This is a genomic window from Pelagibacterium sp. H642, assembly GCF_031202855.1.
GTDB lineage: Bacteria > Pseudomonadota > Alphaproteobacteria > Rhizobiales > Devosiaceae > Pelagibacterium.
On the sequence record NZ_CP101829.1, the window covers coordinates 603,514 to 620,765 of the forward strand.

The 17,252-nt window shown below is 62.4% G+C and carries 17 protein-coding genes; 6 read left to right on the forward strand and 11 right to left on the reverse strand.

The window, feature by feature from the left end:
• Positions 1-80: 80 nt before the first annotated feature.
• From mnhG to NO934_RS03055, 6 genes are all read right to left on the reverse strand, one after another.
• On the reverse strand, positions 81-431 hold the full coding sequence (mnhG, locus tag NO934_RS03030; protein WP_309162188.1) for a monovalent cation/H(+) antiporter subunit G: 351 nt from the start codon (positions 429-431) through the stop codon (positions 81-83).
• Positions 428-754 carry a cation:proton antiporter gene (locus tag NO934_RS03035; protein ID WP_309162190.1) on the reverse strand — a complete coding sequence of 109 codons (327 nt, stop codon included), beginning with the start codon at positions 752-754 and terminating at the stop codon, positions 428-430. Before NO934_RS03035 ends, mnhG begins: the two co-directional genes overlap by 4 nt.
• Positions 751-1,230, reverse strand: coding sequence for a Na+/H+ antiporter subunit E (locus NO934_RS03040; RefSeq protein ID WP_309162191.1), 480 nt, complete (start codon positions 1,228-1,230; stop codon positions 751-753). Before NO934_RS03040 ends, NO934_RS03035 begins: the two co-directional genes overlap by 4 nt.
• Positions 1,227-2,819: a proton-conducting transporter membrane subunit gene (locus tag NO934_RS03045; RefSeq protein ID WP_309162192.1), complete on the reverse strand. Its 1,593-nt coding sequence runs from the start codon at positions 2,817-2,819 to the stop codon at positions 1,227-1,229. The genes NO934_RS03040 and NO934_RS03045 overlap by 4 nt, the downstream gene beginning before the upstream one ends.
• Positions 2,820-2,958: 139 nt before the next feature.
• A complete protein-coding gene (locus NO934_RS03050; RefSeq protein WP_309162193.1) occupies positions 2,959-3,336 on the reverse strand; it encodes a Na+/H+ antiporter subunit C in 378 nt (125 codons plus the stop codon).
• Entirely contained in the window at positions 3,336-6,128 is a 2,793-nt protein-coding gene (locus NO934_RS03055; RefSeq protein WP_309162194.1) for a putative monovalent cation/H+ antiporter subunit A, read from the reverse strand. The genes NO934_RS03050 and NO934_RS03055 overlap by 1 nt, the downstream gene beginning before the upstream one ends.
• A gap of 186 nt (positions 6,129-6,314) precedes the next feature.
• Between NO934_RS03055 and msrB the strand changes: the two genes are divergently transcribed.
• From msrB to NO934_RS03075, 4 genes are all read left to right on the forward strand, one after another.
• Positions 6,315-6,713, forward strand: a complete 399-nt coding sequence (gene msrB / locus NO934_RS03060; RefSeq protein ID WP_309162195.1) for a peptide-methionine (R)-S-oxide reductase MsrB — start codon at positions 6,315-6,317, stop codon at positions 6,711-6,713.
• 586 nt (positions 6,714-7,299) lie between these two features.
• Positions 7,300-9,375, forward strand: a complete 2,076-nt coding sequence (locus tag NO934_RS03065) for a S9 family peptidase (RefSeq protein WP_309162196.1) — start codon at positions 7,300-7,302, stop codon at positions 9,373-9,375.
• 112 nt (positions 9,376-9,487) lie between these two features.
• Entirely contained in the window at positions 9,488-10,087 is a 600-nt protein-coding gene (locus NO934_RS03070; RefSeq protein WP_309162197.1) for a superoxide dismutase, read from the forward strand.
• 152 nt (positions 10,088-10,239) lie between these two features.
• The gene (locus NO934_RS03075) at positions 10,240-10,788 is read left to right on the forward strand and encodes a response regulator (protein ID WP_309162198.1); all 549 of its coding nucleotides are present in this window, start codon (positions 10,240-10,242) and stop codon (positions 10,786-10,788) included.
• Between the two features lie 107 nt (positions 10,789-10,895).
• Here the strand turns inward: NO934_RS03075 and NO934_RS03080 are convergent, their stop codons facing one another.
• A complete protein-coding gene (locus NO934_RS03080; RefSeq protein WP_309162200.1) occupies positions 10,896-11,426 on the reverse strand; it encodes a hypothetical protein in 531 nt (176 codons plus the stop codon).
• Positions 11,427-11,428: 2 nt separating this feature from the next.
• Positions 11,429-12,904, reverse strand: a complete 1,476-nt coding sequence (locus NO934_RS03085) for a DUF853 domain-containing protein (RefSeq protein WP_309162201.1) — start codon at positions 12,902-12,904, stop codon at positions 11,429-11,431.
• Positions 12,905-13,041: 137 nt separating this feature from the next.
• Between NO934_RS03085 and NO934_RS03090 the strand changes: the two genes are divergently transcribed.
• The gene (locus NO934_RS03090; protein WP_309162202.1) at positions 13,042-14,358 is read left to right on the forward strand and encodes a TIGR03808 family TAT-translocated repetitive protein; all 1,317 of its coding nucleotides are present in this window, start codon (positions 13,042-13,044) and stop codon (positions 14,356-14,358) included.
• On the opposite strand, the gene NO934_RS03095 is transcribed toward NO934_RS03090, so the two are convergent.
• Both NO934_RS03095 and NO934_RS03100 read right to left on the reverse strand, forming a co-directional pair.
• Positions 14,353-15,369 carry an asparaginase gene (locus NO934_RS03095; RefSeq protein ID WP_309162203.1) on the reverse strand — a complete coding sequence of 339 codons (1,017 nt, stop codon included), beginning with the start codon at positions 15,367-15,369 and terminating at the stop codon, positions 14,353-14,355. The genes NO934_RS03090 and NO934_RS03095 overlap by 6 nt on opposite strands.
• Positions 15,370-15,457: 88 nt before the next feature.
• Complete coding sequence (locus NO934_RS03100) at positions 15,458-15,781, reverse strand: SH3 domain-containing protein (RefSeq protein WP_309162204.1); 324 nt, start codon at positions 15,779-15,781, stop codon at positions 15,458-15,460.
• A gap of 207 nt (positions 15,782-15,988) precedes the next feature.
• On the opposite strand from NO934_RS03100, the gene NO934_RS03105 reads away from it, so the two are divergent.
• Positions 15,989-16,600 carry a PadR family transcriptional regulator gene (locus NO934_RS03105; protein ID WP_309162206.1) on the forward strand — a complete coding sequence of 204 codons (612 nt, stop codon included), beginning with the start codon at positions 15,989-15,991 and terminating at the stop codon, positions 16,598-16,600.
• Between the two features lie 128 nt (positions 16,601-16,728).
• Here the strand turns inward: NO934_RS03105 and NO934_RS03110 are convergent, their stop codons facing one another.
• Complete coding sequence (locus NO934_RS03110; RefSeq protein WP_309162207.1) at positions 16,729-16,947, reverse strand: hypothetical protein; 219 nt, start codon at positions 16,945-16,947, stop codon at positions 16,729-16,731.
• Between the last annotated feature and the right edge of the window lie 305 nt (positions 16,948-17,252).

Genomic DNA, 17,252 nt, shown 5'->3' on the forward strand with positions numbered 1-17,252 from the left:
ATCCATTCTGGATCACTTACTGTTGTTCTTTACCGTTTGCAAGCATTGGCGCACAACTTGGCAAAATTTGGGGTAAAACATCATTTACTTGGCAATTCGCCACTTTTTTCCAGCTCATCCACAGAGAAACCGGCCGAAGGCCGATAACCGGCAATATAGGCGGCCCGCGCAAGCAAGTGCGCCGAGATAGGCGCGGTGAGCATGAAGAACACGATACCCAGCAGCGCGCGCAGGATCACAGCTCCATCGAAACTGACCAGGGCGATGGCCAGCAAGGCCAGGCCCGAGCCGACCGCCCCGGCCTTGGACGCCGAGTGCATCCGCGTATACAGATCAGGCAGCCGCACGATGCCGAAAGCCGCGAGAAAGCTGAAGATCGCGCCGACGATGAGCATGATTCCGGCAAGATAATAAAGGCCTTCGACGATCATTTACGCGCCTCCTCGAGATGGTCCTCACGCGACATCTTATCGATCTCCCAACGCTGCAGGACGAAGCGGGCAAACGCAACGGTGGAGAGAAAACCCACCAGCCCCAGGGCAATGGCGATATCGAGATAAAGGGTGAATCCCGTGCGCAAGGCGATGACCACGATATAGCCGATCGCCACCGCGATGAGCATGTCGAGGGCCAGAATACGGTCGGGAAGACTGGGACCGACGATGATGCGGTAAATTGTCACAAGTAATGCGAGACTGAGAATCCCCAGAGATATCGTTGTCGCCAGATGCAGGAACTCGGGACCTGAGATCATTGGAATACCTCGATGATCCGGGCCTCAAACCCGTTCTTGATTGACGCGATGACCTCATCGCGGTCGTGCATTTCCAGGACGTGGATGTAGAGCACGCTGCGGTCCTCCGAGACGTCGACGCTGAGCGTGCCCGGCGTGAGCGTGATCAGGTTGGCGAGCAGCGTGATTTCGACGTCCCTGGTCACGGTGAGCGGATAGGCAATGATCGATGGGGCAAGGCGCTTGTGCATGTTGGGGGAGATCACGAGGATCGCCACCCTCCAGGCCGCCAGCGCCAGTTCGGCGATAAACAGCAGGGCCAGCGAGAGAATGCGGCCGAACCGGCTGGCCAGGTGCGGCCGGCCAATGCGATCACGGATGAAAAGCGCGGCTATGGCGCCCACAAAGGCGCCCAGCAGCAGATTGAGGACCGTGAAGCCTCCCGTGACGGCGGCCCAGACGATCGAAAGCGTGACGACGAGAAAAACGAAGGTCATGGCTGCGGCACCTCGGCGAATACAGCTTCGACATAGCGTTCGGGCGTAAGCATATCACGCGCGGCGATGCCCGAGGCGCTGAACAGCCAGTTGGGGAAAAGGCCCAGCACCACGATGACCGCCATGAGCGCCATGGTGGGCACAAGGCCAAAGACGGTTTCTTCCCGCTCGAGGGGGTGCAGATCGGGATTGGGCTGTTCGGAACGCTCGCCCTCCTGGCCATTGCGCCAGAAGATGTGGGCCCAAAGCCGGCTGGCCGCGATCAGCGTCAGGAAGGAATTGGCGAGCAGGGCGAAAACCAGCCACCAATTGTCGGCGCGCGCTCCACCTTCCACCAGAAGTATCTTGGGCCAGAGCCCGAGGAAGGGCGGCATGCCCGAAATGATGAACACCATCGCAATGAACAGGATCGAGACCGGCGCGTTGGCGGCGTAGATGCCGCCCATCCTGCGGATATCGGTGGTGCCGGTCATCTGCTCGATCAGGCCGGCGAGGAGATAGAACGCGGTGATGGCCAGCATCGAGTGGACGGCGTAAAAGACCGCGCCGCCGATGCCGTGCATGGTGCCCAGCGCGAAGCCGGCAAAGATGGCACCGATGCCGCCAATGACCAGGAAGCCGATGGCGCGGCGCAGATTGACCTGCGCGAGGGCGCCCAACGGGCCCAGGATGAGCGTGGCGAAGGCGACAACGGCGATCAGCCATTGGAAATTGGCGTGCCCGTCAGGCATGACCATGACGAGAATGCGGATGGCGGCATAGGCGCCGACCTTGGTGAGCAGACCACCAAAGATCGCCGACACCGAGACCGCCGGCGTATGATAGGAGGCGGGGAGCCAGGCATTGGCGGGAAAGGCGGCGGCCTTGACGCCGAAAGCAAAGAGGAACAGCAGCGCAACAGCGGTCAACGGACCGATGGGGATATCGGCGGCCTTGGCGACCAGATCGGCAAAGTTCAGCGTGCCGGTCAGGCCATAGAGATAGGCGATTGCGATCAGGAAAAAGGTGGTCGCGAGGAAGTTGAGGAAGCCGTATTTGATGGCGCCATCGAGTTGAAGCCGGCGTCCGCCCAGGATCAGCATGCCGAAGGACGCAATCAACATCACCTCGAACCAGACATAGAGGTTGAAGATGTCGCCGGTCAAAAACGAGCCGCTGACGCCGCAGAGCAGCAAGAGCAGCATGGGATAAAACCCGAAGCGGTGACCGCGCTCGGTCAATTCGGTCTGAGCGTAGAAGGCGACGATCAGCGCGGCGAAGGACGCGGCGAGCGCGAAGACGGCGCTGGTCATGTCTGCGGCAAAGGTGATGCCGAAGGGCGGCAGCCATTTGCCCATGGTCATGGCCACCGGACCTGTCTCGAAGATCCGGACCAGGAGATAGAGATTGGAGACCATGATCGCCAGGATCACCGCCACGGCGAAAGGGAACTGGATGCCGCGCTGGCCGCGCAGCATGACCAGGAACCCCGCGCCGAACAGGGCGAGGGCAACGGGCCAGACCACCACCCAATCGGCGGCCGAGGTTGCCACCTCGATCATGGCGGGGGGGAGTTCGAGGGAATCGTATGAGGTACCGGCTGTCGCCATCTATCCAACCTGCCTAGCGCCGTTCAGAATTTGATTGCATCAAATCCTTGGGCCTAATCCTTTGTTTTGTCGCGTCTCCGAACCGCAAAACCGTTTCCATCTCCGGCCAAGCCGGGGACATGCTTTTGCTGCATACGCACTAATAGCTCAGGGGCGGCCGCGGAGCGTCTTCGGGCTCGGCGATACGCATGTTGTCGGTGTTGTCGGCATCGAGCTCCTGATAGGCGCGATAACCCAGCACCAGCAGGAACGAGAGCAGCGCAAAGCTGATCACGATGGCGGTGAGGATCAGGGCCTGGGGAAGCGGGTTCGCCGACCCATCGAGCGGCACGTACTGGCCGTCGGGAACGATGGGGGGCACTTCGGCGGTGAGCCGGCCAACGGTAAAGATCAAAAGATTGACGCCATTGCCCAGGATGGCCACGCCCAGCAGCATGCGGATGATGGCTTTCGAGAGCAGCAGATAGGCGGCGATGGTGAAGAACAGGCCGATGAGGCCGGCGAGCGCAACTTCCATCAGTCTTCTCCCTCATCGCCTTCGAGCGCCAGCCCGATGGTGCCGAAGGCTCCCACCACGACAGCATAGACGCCGATGTCGAAAATCAGCGGGGTCGAGAGCGCGATTTCCGAGCCGTCCATCTCGAATATCCACCAGAGCCCGGTGAGGAACGGCACATCGGCCGCCAGCGACATCAGCCCCGAAATCGCGGCCAGGACGACACCCAGGCCGGCAAGGGACAGGGGATGCACGCGCAGCGCCTTGCGGGTGGCCTCGACGCCCATGGCGATGCCATAGATCAGAAGGCCGGAGGCGCCGATGAGCCCGCCGATAAAGCCGCCACCGGGCTCATTGTGGCCGCGCAGAAGGACGAACACGGAAAACACCAGCATGAGTGCCGTCAGCACGGGCGCGGCGGTGCGGAAGATGACGGTATTCATGTCGTGCTCCCTTTCTTGCGTCGGCGGGGGGGCGAGATGCTCGGTGCCGCTGGACCGGGCGCGCAGCCTGATCAGCGCCAGAATGGCAAGGCCAGCCGCCATCACCACGGAAATTTCACCCAGGGTATCGATGGCGCGATAGTCGACGAGGATGACGTTGACGATGTTGCGCCCGTGGGCGATCGGCGTACTGGTTGCCCGGAAGAGCTCGGAGAGCGCCAGATCGAGGTCGCTCTGGAGGACGACCAGCAAAAGCAGGGTGATGCCCGCACCCACCGCCAGCGCAACGGCGCCGTCCCGAATGGCGGTTTCGAGATCGCGGCGATCGGACTGATCGAGGTGCAGTCGGGTCATGACCAGGGCGATGATGATCACTGTCAGCGTTTCAACCATGAACTGGGTGAAGCTGAGATCAGGCGCGCCGAACAGCATGAAGATCACGGCGACGGCAAAGCCCTGGATGCCGAGGGCGACGATTGCCGTGACGCGGGATTTGGCCCCGAGCACCGTCACCAGACCGATGGCGGCAATGGCGATGATGCCCCATTCGTAGAACGCAAGGGTCGGCCATTGCGGAATGGGCGGAAGGCTGTCGGTTATGATCAATGGCGCCGAAAGCGAGACGGCCAGCACCACGAACATCACGAGGACATACCATTCCAGACGGCCGTGATGGAGGAAACGGGTCACCCGATCGGCGAAACGGACAAGGCCGAACATGGCGGCATCGAACCCGATGTCGAAGGTCCAGCCGATCGCCTCGCCGGTGCGGCGCAAGGTGGAGCGGACCGCGTCGGCTTGCCAGAAGATCAGGGCACCGAGCGCCCAGGTGACGATGGACGCCCATACGGCGGGATTGGTGAGGTCGAACGCCAGGTAAATATGGGCATCGACATCGGCATTATAGATCGAGCCGCCGGTCGGGTTGAGGACGGCGAGGTTCAGCCAATCGGTGAAGAGGCCCGCAATGACGCCGAGGACCGCAAGCACCACAGGGCCGATGCACAGGCTGAGCGAGCCTTCATGCGGCGTATGGGGCGTGGGGCGAAGATCGCCCAGGAACGGCTTGAAGGCGACGATGAGGCCGACGACCATCATCAGGGCATTGCCGATGACCAGCACCGCGAGGAACAGCAGATCAGGCCAGACACCACCGGTCAGCGCCAGATACATCTCCTCCTTGGCGAGAAAGCCGATGGCGATGGGAAAGCCCGCCATGGAGATGGCAGCCAGAATGGCGGCGACGAACGTTACCGGCATGGCTTCCCTGAGCCCGCCCAGCACGGTGATGTCGCGCGTTCCGGTGCCGTGATCAATGGTGCCGGCGATCATGAACATGGCGCCCTTGAACAGCGAATGAGCGCATAGGTACAGGATGGCGCCCAGGATCGCCTCCTTGGTGCCGAAGCCGATGAGCAGAACGAGAAGGCCGAGGGAACCCAGCGTGGTATAGGCCAACATCTGCTTGAGATCGGTCTGGCGCACGGCCAGAACGCCCCCCATCAGCAGCGTCGCTCCACCGAAGAGAGTCAGAATCCAGAACCAGGGCTCGGTGCCGCCGAGCACGGGATTCATGCGCGCCAGCAGATAAACACCGGCCTTCACCATGGTTGCCGAGTGGAGATAGGCGGAAACCGGGGTCGGCGCCTCCATGGCGTTGGGAAGCCAGAAATGCAGCGGCACCTGGGCCGATTTGGCGAAGGCGCCGGCGATGACCAGCAACAGGGCCACCATATAGAACGGACTTTCCTGCACCGTTCCCGCCGTGGTCAGCATGCCCACGAGGCTGTTCTGGCCAGTAATCAGAGTGAGGACGATCAGCCCGGCCAGAAGCGCCAGCCCGCCGCCACCGGTGACGACCAGCGCCTGAATGGCGGCGCGGCGCGCGGCTTGGCGGGTATGATCGAACCCGATCAGAAGGAACGAGGCGATCGAGGTCAGTTCCCAGAAGACGAACAGGGTGAAGACGTTATCGGCCAGAACCAGGCCGAGCATCGAGCCCATGAATATTAGGATATAGGAAAAGAACCGCCCCTGATGCGGATGCCCGGCGAGATAACCGCCCGAATAGATGACGATGAAAGTGCCGATGCCCGAGATCAGCACGCCGAAAACGAGGCTCAAGCCATCGACGAAGAACGAAAAATTGATGCCGTAGGCGGGAATCCATTCAAGCCCGGCGCGGATCACCGACATTTCCGAAATAGGGCCGATAAAGCTCAGGAACGTCATAAAGATCGCGGCGGGGACGATCGCGAGGATCCAGCCGGCCAACGGTCCGGTGAACGTCTTGATCCAGGGCGCAAACAGCGCCGCAACGAAGGGCGCGACCGCAATCAGCGCAACGATGACATCAAGACTTGGTCCCAAACGAGCCCCCAGACTGTATGCGTTTCCAATCCCCAGCGAGAATCAGTGAGCAAACACTAACGTCCCTCACTGCAAGCTCAACCAAAACCGGACATGGGAACGCAGTGTTGACCCTATAAGTTGTGATCACCACATGGGACCAGGCCCGTTATAGTGACAAATTCATACCCATAAGGATGGCGCACGATGAACGACACGCTCAAAACATCCAACAGCGAATGGCGCGATAAATTGACGCCCGAACAATATCACGTCACCCGCGAGCACGGCACCGAACGCGCCTTTTCGCACGCCTATAATGTCGAAAAGCGCGACGGCATCTACCATTGCATATGCTGCGGCGTGCCGCTTTTCACCTCGGAAGCCAAGTATGAATCGGGTTCGGGCTGGCCAAGCTTCTTCCAGCCGGTTTCCGAAGACGCGATCAAGGAAGTGGACGACCGCAGCCATTTCATGCGCCGCACGGAAATCCGCTGCGCCAATTGCGATGCTCATCTCGGGCACGTTTTCCCCGACGGCCCGGCGCCTACGGGATTGCGCTATTGCACCAATGGGCTTGCGCTGGATTTCAAGCCGGAGGAGTAGTGGGGCGGGCGCCAGCATATCAACAGCCACCGTGGTGATTGCTGAGGCTCAGCGCCCCTCATCCGATCCGGCTTCGCCGGCCCACCTTCTCCCTCAAGGGGAGAAGGGAAGCAGGGGCAGGCATTGATGTTGAAAGGTGTGGCTGGCTCAGCGCCCCCCTCATCCGCCCCTTCGGGGCACCTTCTCCCACCGGGGGAGAAGGGGAGCTTGAGGCAGCATCGCGGCAAAGCTTCGACTCCGCCAAGTGAGCCCCCTCTCCCCTTGAGGGAGAGGGCCGGGGTGAGGGGTGCGCTGAGCTTCGGCGGGAGCGAGGGCGTGTGAGGAAGCTCGGCGCACCCCTCACCCCTCACCCGACCGCTTCGCGGCCACCTTCTCCCTCAAGGGGAGAAGGGTAAGGAGCAAACGCGAGGGCAGAGCTTGTGAATGCCCTCGGCGCTCCCCCAGGAGCCCACCTCTCCGCTGGTGGAGAAGGGTAGCCTTTGGCGAGTGGCTGTTGCTTACTGCGGGCGTACAGTTCGATGAGTCGTCATCTCCCGGAGGAGATGATCGGGATTTGAACTCAATAATGGATCCAAAAGGCTATTTCATGAACGACAACGCGCCAGTTGCCGCGCTTCGCGACCATTCCGATACACGGCATGGGATAACCCGAAACGATCCCTACCACTGGCTGCGGGCCGACAATTGGCGCGAGGTAATGGCCGATCCGGTCGTCCTGCCGCAGGACATCAGGGATTATCTCGAAGCCGAGAATGCTTGGTACGAGCGCGGGTTGGGCGAACCCACCGAGGCGCTGCGCGAGACGATCTACAAGGAAATCCGGGGCCGGATCAAAGAGGACGACGCCTCGGTCCCCTCCCCCGACGGGCCGTTCGCCTACGCCTCGCGGACGCGGGAGGGGGATCAATATCCACTGATCGTCCGCACGCCGCGCGAGGGTGGCGAAGAGACCGTGCTGCTGGACTGCAACGCCGAAGCGGGCGAAGGATATTTCGGCTTCGGCGGGGCCGAACATTCGCCCTGCCATACGATGGTTGCCTGGGCGGCGGACCGGAATGGGTCGGAATATTACACAATCTATATCCGTGACGTCGCAACCGGCGCCGACCGGGAGGAGCGGATCGAGAAATCGGGCAGCGGCGCGGTGTGGGCCAATGATTCGAGCCGGTTCTATTATGTCGAGCTCGATGAGAACCACCGTCCCTTCCGGGTGCGCGAGCATGTGCTGGGAACGGCGCAGGCGGACGACAAGATCGTCTATGAGGAAAAGGACCCCGGCTTTTTCGTCGGCGTGGACATGACCCAATCGCGCCGGTTCCTCACCATTTCGGCGCACGACCATCAGACTTCGGAGATCTGGCTGATCGATGCGGAAAAGGGCGGCGCGCCGTTCTGCGTGGAAAAGCGCCACGAGAACACCGAATATTCGCTAGAGGAGCGCGGCGGCACGCTTTATATCCTCACCAATGATGACGAGGCCGAGGACTTCAAGATCGTTACCGCGCCGGCCTCCGATCCAGGGGTCGATAACTGGACCGATCTCGTGCCTCACGAGGCGGGCCGGCTGATCCTCGATATCGAGCTGCTGGCCAACCACCTCATCCGGCTCGAACGCAAGGATGGGCTGCCGCGCATCGTGGTGCGAGACCTGCGCGATGGCAAAGAGGAGACGATCGCGTTTCCCGAAGAGGCCTATTCGCTCGGGCTGATCGGAGGATATGAGTTCGAGACCGCGACCATCCGGTTCTCCTATTCCTCGCCGACCACGCCCTCGCAGGTTTTCGACATGGATCTCGAAACCGGCGAGCGGGTGCTGCGCAAGGAGCAGGAAATTCCCTCGGGGCACGATCCGGCACAGTATGAAACGCGCCGGCTGTTCGCCACCGCGCCCGATGGCGAGGAGGTGCCTGTCACCCTGCTCTACCGCAAGGGGCTGGCGCTCGACGGCAGCGCACCGTGCCTGCTTTATGGGTATGGCGCCTATGGCCATTCCATGCCGGCGGGATTTTCGGTCTCGGTGCTCTCGCTTGTCGATCGCGGCTTCGTCTATGCGATTGCCCATATTCGCGGCGGGATGGACAAGGGGTATCGCTGGTACAAGAACGGCCGCGCGGCGCACAAGACAAACACCTTCACCGACTTCATCGCGGCGGCCGAAATGCTGATCGAGAAAGGCTATACGGCCAAGGGGCGGATCATTGCCGAGGGCGGATCGGCCGGCGGCATGCTGATGGGGGCCATCGCCAATATGCGGCCCGACCTCTGGGGCGGCGTGGTGGCCGTGGTGCCGTTCGTGGACGTGCTCAACACCATGCTCGACGACACGCTGCCGCTGACCCCGCCCGAATGGCCCGAATGGGGCAATCCGATCACCTCGGAAGAGGAATATAAGCGGATTGCATCCTATTCGCCTTACGACAATGTGGAGGCCAAGGACTATCCGCCGATCCTGGCACTGGCGGGATTGACCGACCCGCGTGTCACCTATTGGGAGCCGGCCAAATGGGTGGCGAAGCTGCGTGCAACCAAGACGGACGACAATCCATTGTATCTGCGAACCAACATGGACGCAGGACATGGCGGCGCTTCGGGACGCTTCGAGCGGATCAAGGAGACCGCGATCGTCTATGCTTTTGCGTTGCGCTGCGCCCGATTGGCATAAGTTTCCACTCCCTGCCGTTGCGCGCTCGATCGCGGGGCGGTATATAAGAAGCATTGGCTTGGAAAATTAGCCAAGCTTACTGAATTTTCACTGAGACTAAGGAGGCCCTCCCATGAGTTTTTCGCTCCCCGACCTGCCCTATGCCTATGACGCCCTTGCGCCGTATATGTCGGCGGAAACGCTGGAATTTCACCACGACAAGCACCACCAGGCCTATGTGACGAACGGCAACAAGCTGCTCGAGGGCTCGGGCCTCGAGGGCAAGAGCCTCGAAGAGATCGTCAAGGAGAGCCATGGCAAGAACCAGGGTCTCTTCAACAATGCCGGCCAGCACTACAACCACATCCATTTCTGGAAGTGGATGAAGCCCAATGGCGGCGGCAAGTCCCTGCCCGGCAAGCTGCAGGCGGCGATCGATTCCGACCTGGGGGGCTTTGACAAGTTCCGCGAGGACTTCATCGCCGCAGCCGGCGGACAGTTCGGCTCGGGCTGGGGCTGGCTGGCCATCAAGGACGGCAAGCTCGAAGTTACCAAGACCCCCAACGGGGAAAACCCGCTGGTCCATGGCGGCGTGCCGCTGCTGGGTGTTGATGTGTGGGAACACTCTTACTACATCGACTATCGCAACGCGCGTCCGAAATATCTGGAAGCCTGGTTCGACAATCTGGTCAACTGGGACTATGTCGCCGAGCTTTACGAAGCCAATTCGTAAAAATAAACAATAGGTTGCTCTTGTTTATGGCCCGCCTGTCCACAGGCGGGCCATATGCTTTAAGGTTACCCCCGCGCCCGACTTCCGACTCCCAAACCGCTATGTTAAGTCTCCGGTAACCATCGAGTTGTCACCCATGGAGACAAGCGCGCGTGCTGCCGGTTCCCACCATCGCCGTTCTTTCGAGCAGCCCTGCGCTGGCCTCCGTGCTCGGCGCCACGCTGCGGCGGGGGCACCGCTGGCGGGTGCGCGAATTTCGCGACAGCCGGGCGCTGAGGGACTACATGCGCATCGCGCCGTTGGCCCTGCTGGTCATCGACTATCAACTCGAGCGTACGGACGCCGCGCAAGTGGCGCTGGCCATCCGTAGCGATAGCGAACTGGTGTCGCGCCGCGTGCAGGTCATCGCCATGACCCGGACCGTAGATCCGGATATGCGGCGGCGCTGCGTGCAGGCGGGGATCGACGAGGTGATCGTCAAGCCCATGAGCCCGCTCTATCTCGAAGAGCGAATCGCGGCGCGGCTGGAGAGCGGGACGTCGAGCTATATTTCGGCGCTTCCCCATTATGTCGGCCCAGAGCGTCGAGGCCGCGTGGCGATGGACGATGGGCGCGCTATCCCGATCGAGCGGCGGGGCGAGAATATCGTTTCGTTTCTCGCGCATAAGGCGCTGCTCGAGCGGGAAGACAGGCCGCTTTAGGGCTTCTAGAGCATTTCCGCTTTTCTCCGAATCGCTTCAATGCTCTAAGTCCTTGTTTTGTCGCGTGTCCGAACCGCAAAACCGTTTCCACTTTTGCTGGACACGCTCTAGACCAGGCGCGAGAGGCGGTTCCAGAGGTCGTCGAAGGTTTCGGCGACCTGGATCAAGCCATCGATATTGCCGCGCCCGACAGAGGCGACATCGCCGGCAAACCCCTTTACCACCTCAAAGGCCCGGTTGTGGTTGAGCAGGCCCACGGGACGGTTGCTCTGCGCGCCGCCGGCGGCCGCCCAGGCGGCATAGAGGGCGCCGGCTGTATCGATGCCGCCAGGCATGCCGATCACCACCTGCGATGCCTGGATGATCCGAATGGCTGCGGCCTGGTCGGACGCCTCGTTGAGCACGGTGACACCCTGGGAGACGGTCAATCCGCGCGGCGCGGGTCCGGTGGCAACGGTTACGCGGCCGCCCGAGGCCAGGGCGGAATCGATCAGCGCGCGCGGCCATTGGCCGTTGCGGGCGGCGCAATGGAGGTGCGCGCCATGGCGGGCGATGGTTTCACCGGCCTGGCGGTAAAGCGCCTGATGCGCGGTGGCGCCGCAATCGGCGAAGATGGCGACGCTGGTGATCCTACCCATCGTTACTTTCCGCGCGTGAGCGAGCCGAGAATGCCCCGGACAAGGGATTCGCCGGCCCGCCGCGCGACGGTGCGTGCGAAGCTCTTTAACGCGGCCTCCATGGGGGTCTGGCGCGTTGAACGGCGGGGGGCTGAGCGTGCTTGTTCCTTTTCGAGCGCCTCGCGCGCCTCTTCGATCTCGGCGTCGCGCAGAGCCTGGGCGGCGCGGACCTCCAAGATCTCATAGGCGGATTCGCGGTCCTTGGCCGCCTCATAGCGTCCGGCGTGCGGGCTCGCCGCCAGCACCGAAGCGCGTTCGTCGACGGTCAGCGGCCCCATGCGCGAGGACGGCGGACGGATAAGGGTGCGGCCGACCACCGAGGGAATGCCCTTTTCCTCAAGCACGGAAACGAGCGCTTCGCCGGTGCCGAGCTGGGTGATGACCTCGGCGGTATCGAATTCGGGATTGGGACGGAAGCTTTCGGCGGCGATGCGGACGGCCTTCTGCTCCTTTGGCGTATAGGCGCGCAGGGCGTGCTGGATGCGATTGCCGAGTTGGGCGAGGACCGGCTCGGGGACGTCGGCGGGGTTCTGCGTCACGAAATAAACGCCGACGCCTTTCGAGCGCACGAGCTTGACGACCTGCTCGATCTTGTCGAGCAGCGCGGCGGGCGCCTCGTCAAAGAGCAGATGGGCTTCATCGAAGAAGAAGACGAGCTTGGGTTTGTCGGGGTTGCCCACTTCGGGAAGTTGCTCGAAGAGCTCGGAAAGCAGCCAGAGCAGGAAGATGGCGTAAAGGCGCGGGGAGCGCATGAGCTCGTCGGCGGCGAGGATCGAGATGTATCCTCTGCCTTGCGCGTCGGTGCGCATAAGATCGGCTATGTCGAGCGCGGGTTCGCCGAAGAAGTTCTCGGCCCCCTGCTGCTCGAGCACCAGGAGGGCGCGCTGGATGGCGCCGACCGAAGCGGTGGAGATGTTGCCGTAGCGGGCGGACAGCTCGGCGCGGCGCTCGGCGACGTGGGTCAGAAGCGCCCGTAAGTCCTTGAAATCAAGGAGAAGAAGTCCTTCGTCATCGGCCAATTTGAAGGTGGCGTTGAGGATGCCTTCCTGGGTGTCGTTGAGCTCGAGCATGCGCGAGAGCAGGAGCGGTCCCATTTCGGAAACCGTGGTGCGGACCGGGTGCCCCTGGCGGCCGAACAGGTCCCAGAAGATGGTTGGGAAACCCTCGAAGGCGTAATCGGAAAAGCCGATCTTTTCGGCGCGTTCGGCCAGGAAATCCTGGGCTTCGCCGGCTTTGGCGAGGCCGGCGACATCGCCCTTGATGTCGGCGCAAAAGACGGGAACCCCGGCGCGGGAGAAGCCTTCGGACAGGATTTGCAACGTCACCGTCTTGCCGGTGCCGGTGGCGCCGGTGATCAGGCCGTGGCGGTTGCCATATTCGAGGTGGAGATATTCGGGCCGCGTGCTGGTTCCGAGGTAGACGGCGTCGCTGACGAGCATGGGCAAGTTCCGATTCAACTCAAGGAGCTCATCTATAGCGGGCACAAAGCGGGGAGGACAAGGATTCACCCTAAGGATGAAAATTGCTGGTATTGAAGCGCAGATTGACCGCTGTGTTGATGGAAACGGAGCGGACCATGAACATCACGCGGCGCAGGGTCATGATTTGGGGGGCGATGGGGGCGGTTTCGGGCCTGCTTGCCCCCGTAAAAATACTGGCGCAGGACGTTGGTTTGATCGCCGACGCCGAGTTCGACCAGACCGAGCGGTTGCAGGCGGCGATCGATGCCGGATCGGGGCATCTGTTCCTGCCCGCAGGGCGCTACAGGGTTGGGCAATTGCGGCTGCCGTCGGGGTTCATGCTCTCGGGCGTGCCCGGCGCGACGATATTGGTTCACGCCGGAGCCGACCCTCTGCTGCTGGCGGAGGGGCAGTCCGATATTTCCCTCGTGGGTCTGGCGCTCGATGGCAATGGCGCGGGGGGAGAGCTGTGGCACGGGGGGCTGGTGCACGTTTCGAGCTGCGAGAGCGTCACGATCCGGGACTGCACGATCGGCAATACGGGGCTCAACGGGATAACGTTGATGGCCAGTTCGGGGCGGGTTGAGAATTGTGGGGTGAGCGGATCGGCCTACACCGGGATTTTCGTTTATGACGCCGCCGGGGTGTCGATCAGCGGCAATACGGTCACCGATTGCGCCAATGGCGGGATCAGGGTGTGGCGCGGGGAAGCGGGTGCCGATGGCACGATCGTATCGGGCAACCGGATCAGCGGGATCGACTGGACCGATGGCGGCAATGGGCAGAACGGGAACGGGATCAACATTTTCCAGGCCGACGAGGTGATCGTCGCGGACAACCACATCTCCGATTGCGCTTTTTCGGCGATCAGGCTCAACGCCACCAACAACACGCAGATCACAGGCAACACATGCATTGCGAGCGGCGAGGTGGCGATTTTTTCGGAGTTCGCCTTCACCGGCTCGGTTATCGCCAACAACATCATCGACGGCGCGGCGGCGGGTATTTCGATGACCAATTTCAACGATGGCGGGCGGCTGGCCGCGTGCACGGGCAATATAGTGCGCAATCTCTACCCGCGATCGGAGGTCAATCCCGACCTCGACAGCCCCTATGGCATTGCGGCGGAGGCCGATGCGATCATTGCGGGAAATGTGATCGAAGCCGTGCCGGGCACGGGGATCGTTGCCGGCTGGGGACCTTATCTGCGCGACGTGACGATCAGCGGCAATCTGGTGCGCGATGTGGAGTTCGGCATCGTCGTCAGCGTAGCGGCGGAAGCCGGCGCGGCGAGCGTGGTGGGCAACACCATCACGGATGCGCGGCAGGGGGCGATCACCGGCAATGCCTGGTGGGATGTCGTTTCGGCGGACCTGGCCACCGAGGCGGAGCGCTATCCGCAGGTCGCGGTGCGCGACAACCGGGTGCTATAGGGATAACCGCGCCTCGGGCGTCGCTTCGAGATATCCGACCTCGATGCCGGTCCAGTTGCGCTGGCGCTGGCGGGCGCGGCGCTCGAGGATTTCGTCCTGTTGCGGGGTCGGTTCGGCGATGGACAGCAACAGGGCGGCGGCCATGGCCGTGGCGGCGGGCACCGAGCCATCGTCGCATTTGAGGGCAAAGCCGATGCCGCTATCGCGCAATGCGCCGCAATAGACGCCATCAGCACCGAATTTGAGCATCAGCCGTCCGCCGAAGGCTTCCATGGCTTCGGTGTCGAACGAACCCGTGCCACCCACAAGGAAGGGATGGCGGGTGGCGGCATCGAAGATTTCGCCGGCGGCCTTAGTCGTTTCCGGGCTCAACCCCTCACCCGTCGCCATGCGGGCAAAGCCCCTGGCGAAGGCGTGGATGGGAGCGGCCCAGGTGGGGATGGAGCAGCCATCGGTGCCGCATTTGCTTTCGGTCAGCGGGTGATCGAGCACCTCTTCGACGGCGCGGCGCACACGTTGCTGGACGGCGTGCCCGGGCCTGGAATACCCCTTGGGTTCCTCGCCCAAAGCCCGGGCGACGGCCAGCATGCCCGAATGCTTGCCCGAGCAGGCGTTGTGAAGCTGGCTGGGCTTTCCGCCCTGCGCGAACAGGGCCTTGCGGGCGGCCGGATCAATGGGCGGATGCGCGCCGCATTCGAGCGCGGTTTCATCGAGATCGATGGCGGCGAGCATTGAAGCGGCGAGCTCGGTATGGGCCGGTTCGCCATTGTGGGACGCGCAGCTCAATGCGATGGCCGGCGCGCCGAGGCCGAAGCTGGCATTGGCGCCGGTTGCGAAAATGGGCAGGGCCTGCATCGCCTTGATGGCCGAACGGGGGAAGATTTCGGCCGAGACATCGCCCACTGAAGCGAGGATGGTGCCCTTTGCGTCGGAAACGCAGATGGCGCCGCGATGGCGGTTTTCCACCCAGTTTCCGCGCACCGATTGCGCCAGAACAGGATTGGCAATCATAAAAAAAATCCCCACGAATGCGTGCCTTGATGGACCGCAGGACGTGGGGAAAGTCAAGGAGGAGGTCAGAGGAGAAAGAGGCGCCCGCTTAGCGCGGGGACAGATAACGCGAGTTGACCCAGCCGCGGGTCGGGCCGCGCTGGACAAGGCACCAATCGGAGGAATTGTCCACTTCGATGCAGCGTTCGACCCAAACCGAAGTCCAGGGCCGAAGCTGGCCGACCTGCGCCGAATAATGGGCCGGCCAGCGGCGGACGTTGAGGTGGTCCCAGGACGCGACGCCCGTTACCTGGGCCGATGTTTCGACCGTATAGCCGCGCGCCTGAGCGGGCGGCGCGAAGATACCCGAAGCAAAGACGAGGAAGATTCCGCCGATAACGGCCGGCAGGGTGAGACGGGACGACAGCGACATTTGCGATACCCCCTAGCGGTGTCTGTGCGTTGCCTGATGGAGCTAGACAATAGTCGATAGCGCTTGAATGCACTCTGATTTGAGCATTCAGCCGCTGTTCATCTGGATCAAAGCCTAGTAACTCTTAGTAATCGACTGCCCACGGGCCCGGAGCCCGGCAAAGAGGCAGGGGGCTAAGCCCGAATGGGCAACTGGGAGGAATAGACTATGTCGGCAACTCGCCTTTTGGTTCTCGCCTTCGTGCGGGCGCATCGTCGCGCGCATGGATATCTGATCGGCCAGGAATTGATGGCCTGGGACGCGGACAAATGGGCCAACACCAAGACCGGATCGATCTACCACGCCCTACGGCAGCTCGGTAAGGAAGGGCTGCTCGAGGAATTCGAGATGCCCGCGACGGAGACCGCGCCGGCGCGAACCGATTATGCCATCACCGATGCGGGCGACGCCGAGTTCCACCGGCTCATGGAAAAGGCACTGACGGTTCCCGAGATGCGGCCCGACATGCTTTGCGCTGGGCTGGTTCTGATGTCGGCGCTACCGCGGGCGACCGTGCTCAAGCATTTGCGTGTGCGGCTGGAAAAACTCGCCGCCCAGCGCGCCGACGTGGAACATGCCAACAGCACGGCGCGTTTCGTCGGCGACCGCGCCCTGCCCCCGCATGTGGAGGCATTGCTGAGCTTTTGGACGAGCAACACCGCCTGCAACTACAATTGGCTCGAAGAGCTGATCGGCAAGATCGAGGGCGGCGCCTATGTCTTTGCCGACGAGGACGAGAACGCCTTCGGCTCGCCCAGCGCGCCGATGGTGCTGCCCTAGGGTCCGGGATCAATCGGCATTCGCGGTGCTGGCAAGTGCTGCTGCTGGATTCCGGACAAGCCCCGGAAAGCGTGTATCGACGTTGCCGACTCGCCGTGTCACCGGGACGTGTTCGCCAGCAATAGGCCCTAGCCTTCGGCGTGCGTGTGCCGGGGCGGGCGCGCCTCCTCGATGAAGGCGTCGATGGCCGCCGTGGCCCGGTTACGGCAGGCATGTTCGCCTTCGGCCCGGCTGGCCCGCACGCGCTCGATCAGCCGCGCCGGCCGGAGCGGCGGCCAAACCTTGATCTGCCAATGTTTGTCGAAAATGGTCCTGACGCGAAAGCCGCGGTATTCGAACTCTGCCATGGCATCCTCCGCTGTGGCATTCCTCCCTGACGCCGAGGATGTTTTTATAATGTCCCTACGACGCCGATGTGACTACGCCTGGCATTAGAGCATTGATCGCGCGTTTCGAACCGGGGACGTTTACCGTCCCGCATTGTTCCCGAAAGCACTCCAAGCGCTCAATCCGTCTCCGGAAATCGTGGTCCCATCAGGGCCAAGAAATGGCAAACCTCAAAAAAGTTGCAGCGGGGCCGGAAAAATTAACGTGCAGCAATCCGCCTGGAGCCCAGGACCGTTCCCATCCCCGGCCAAGCCGGGGACATGCT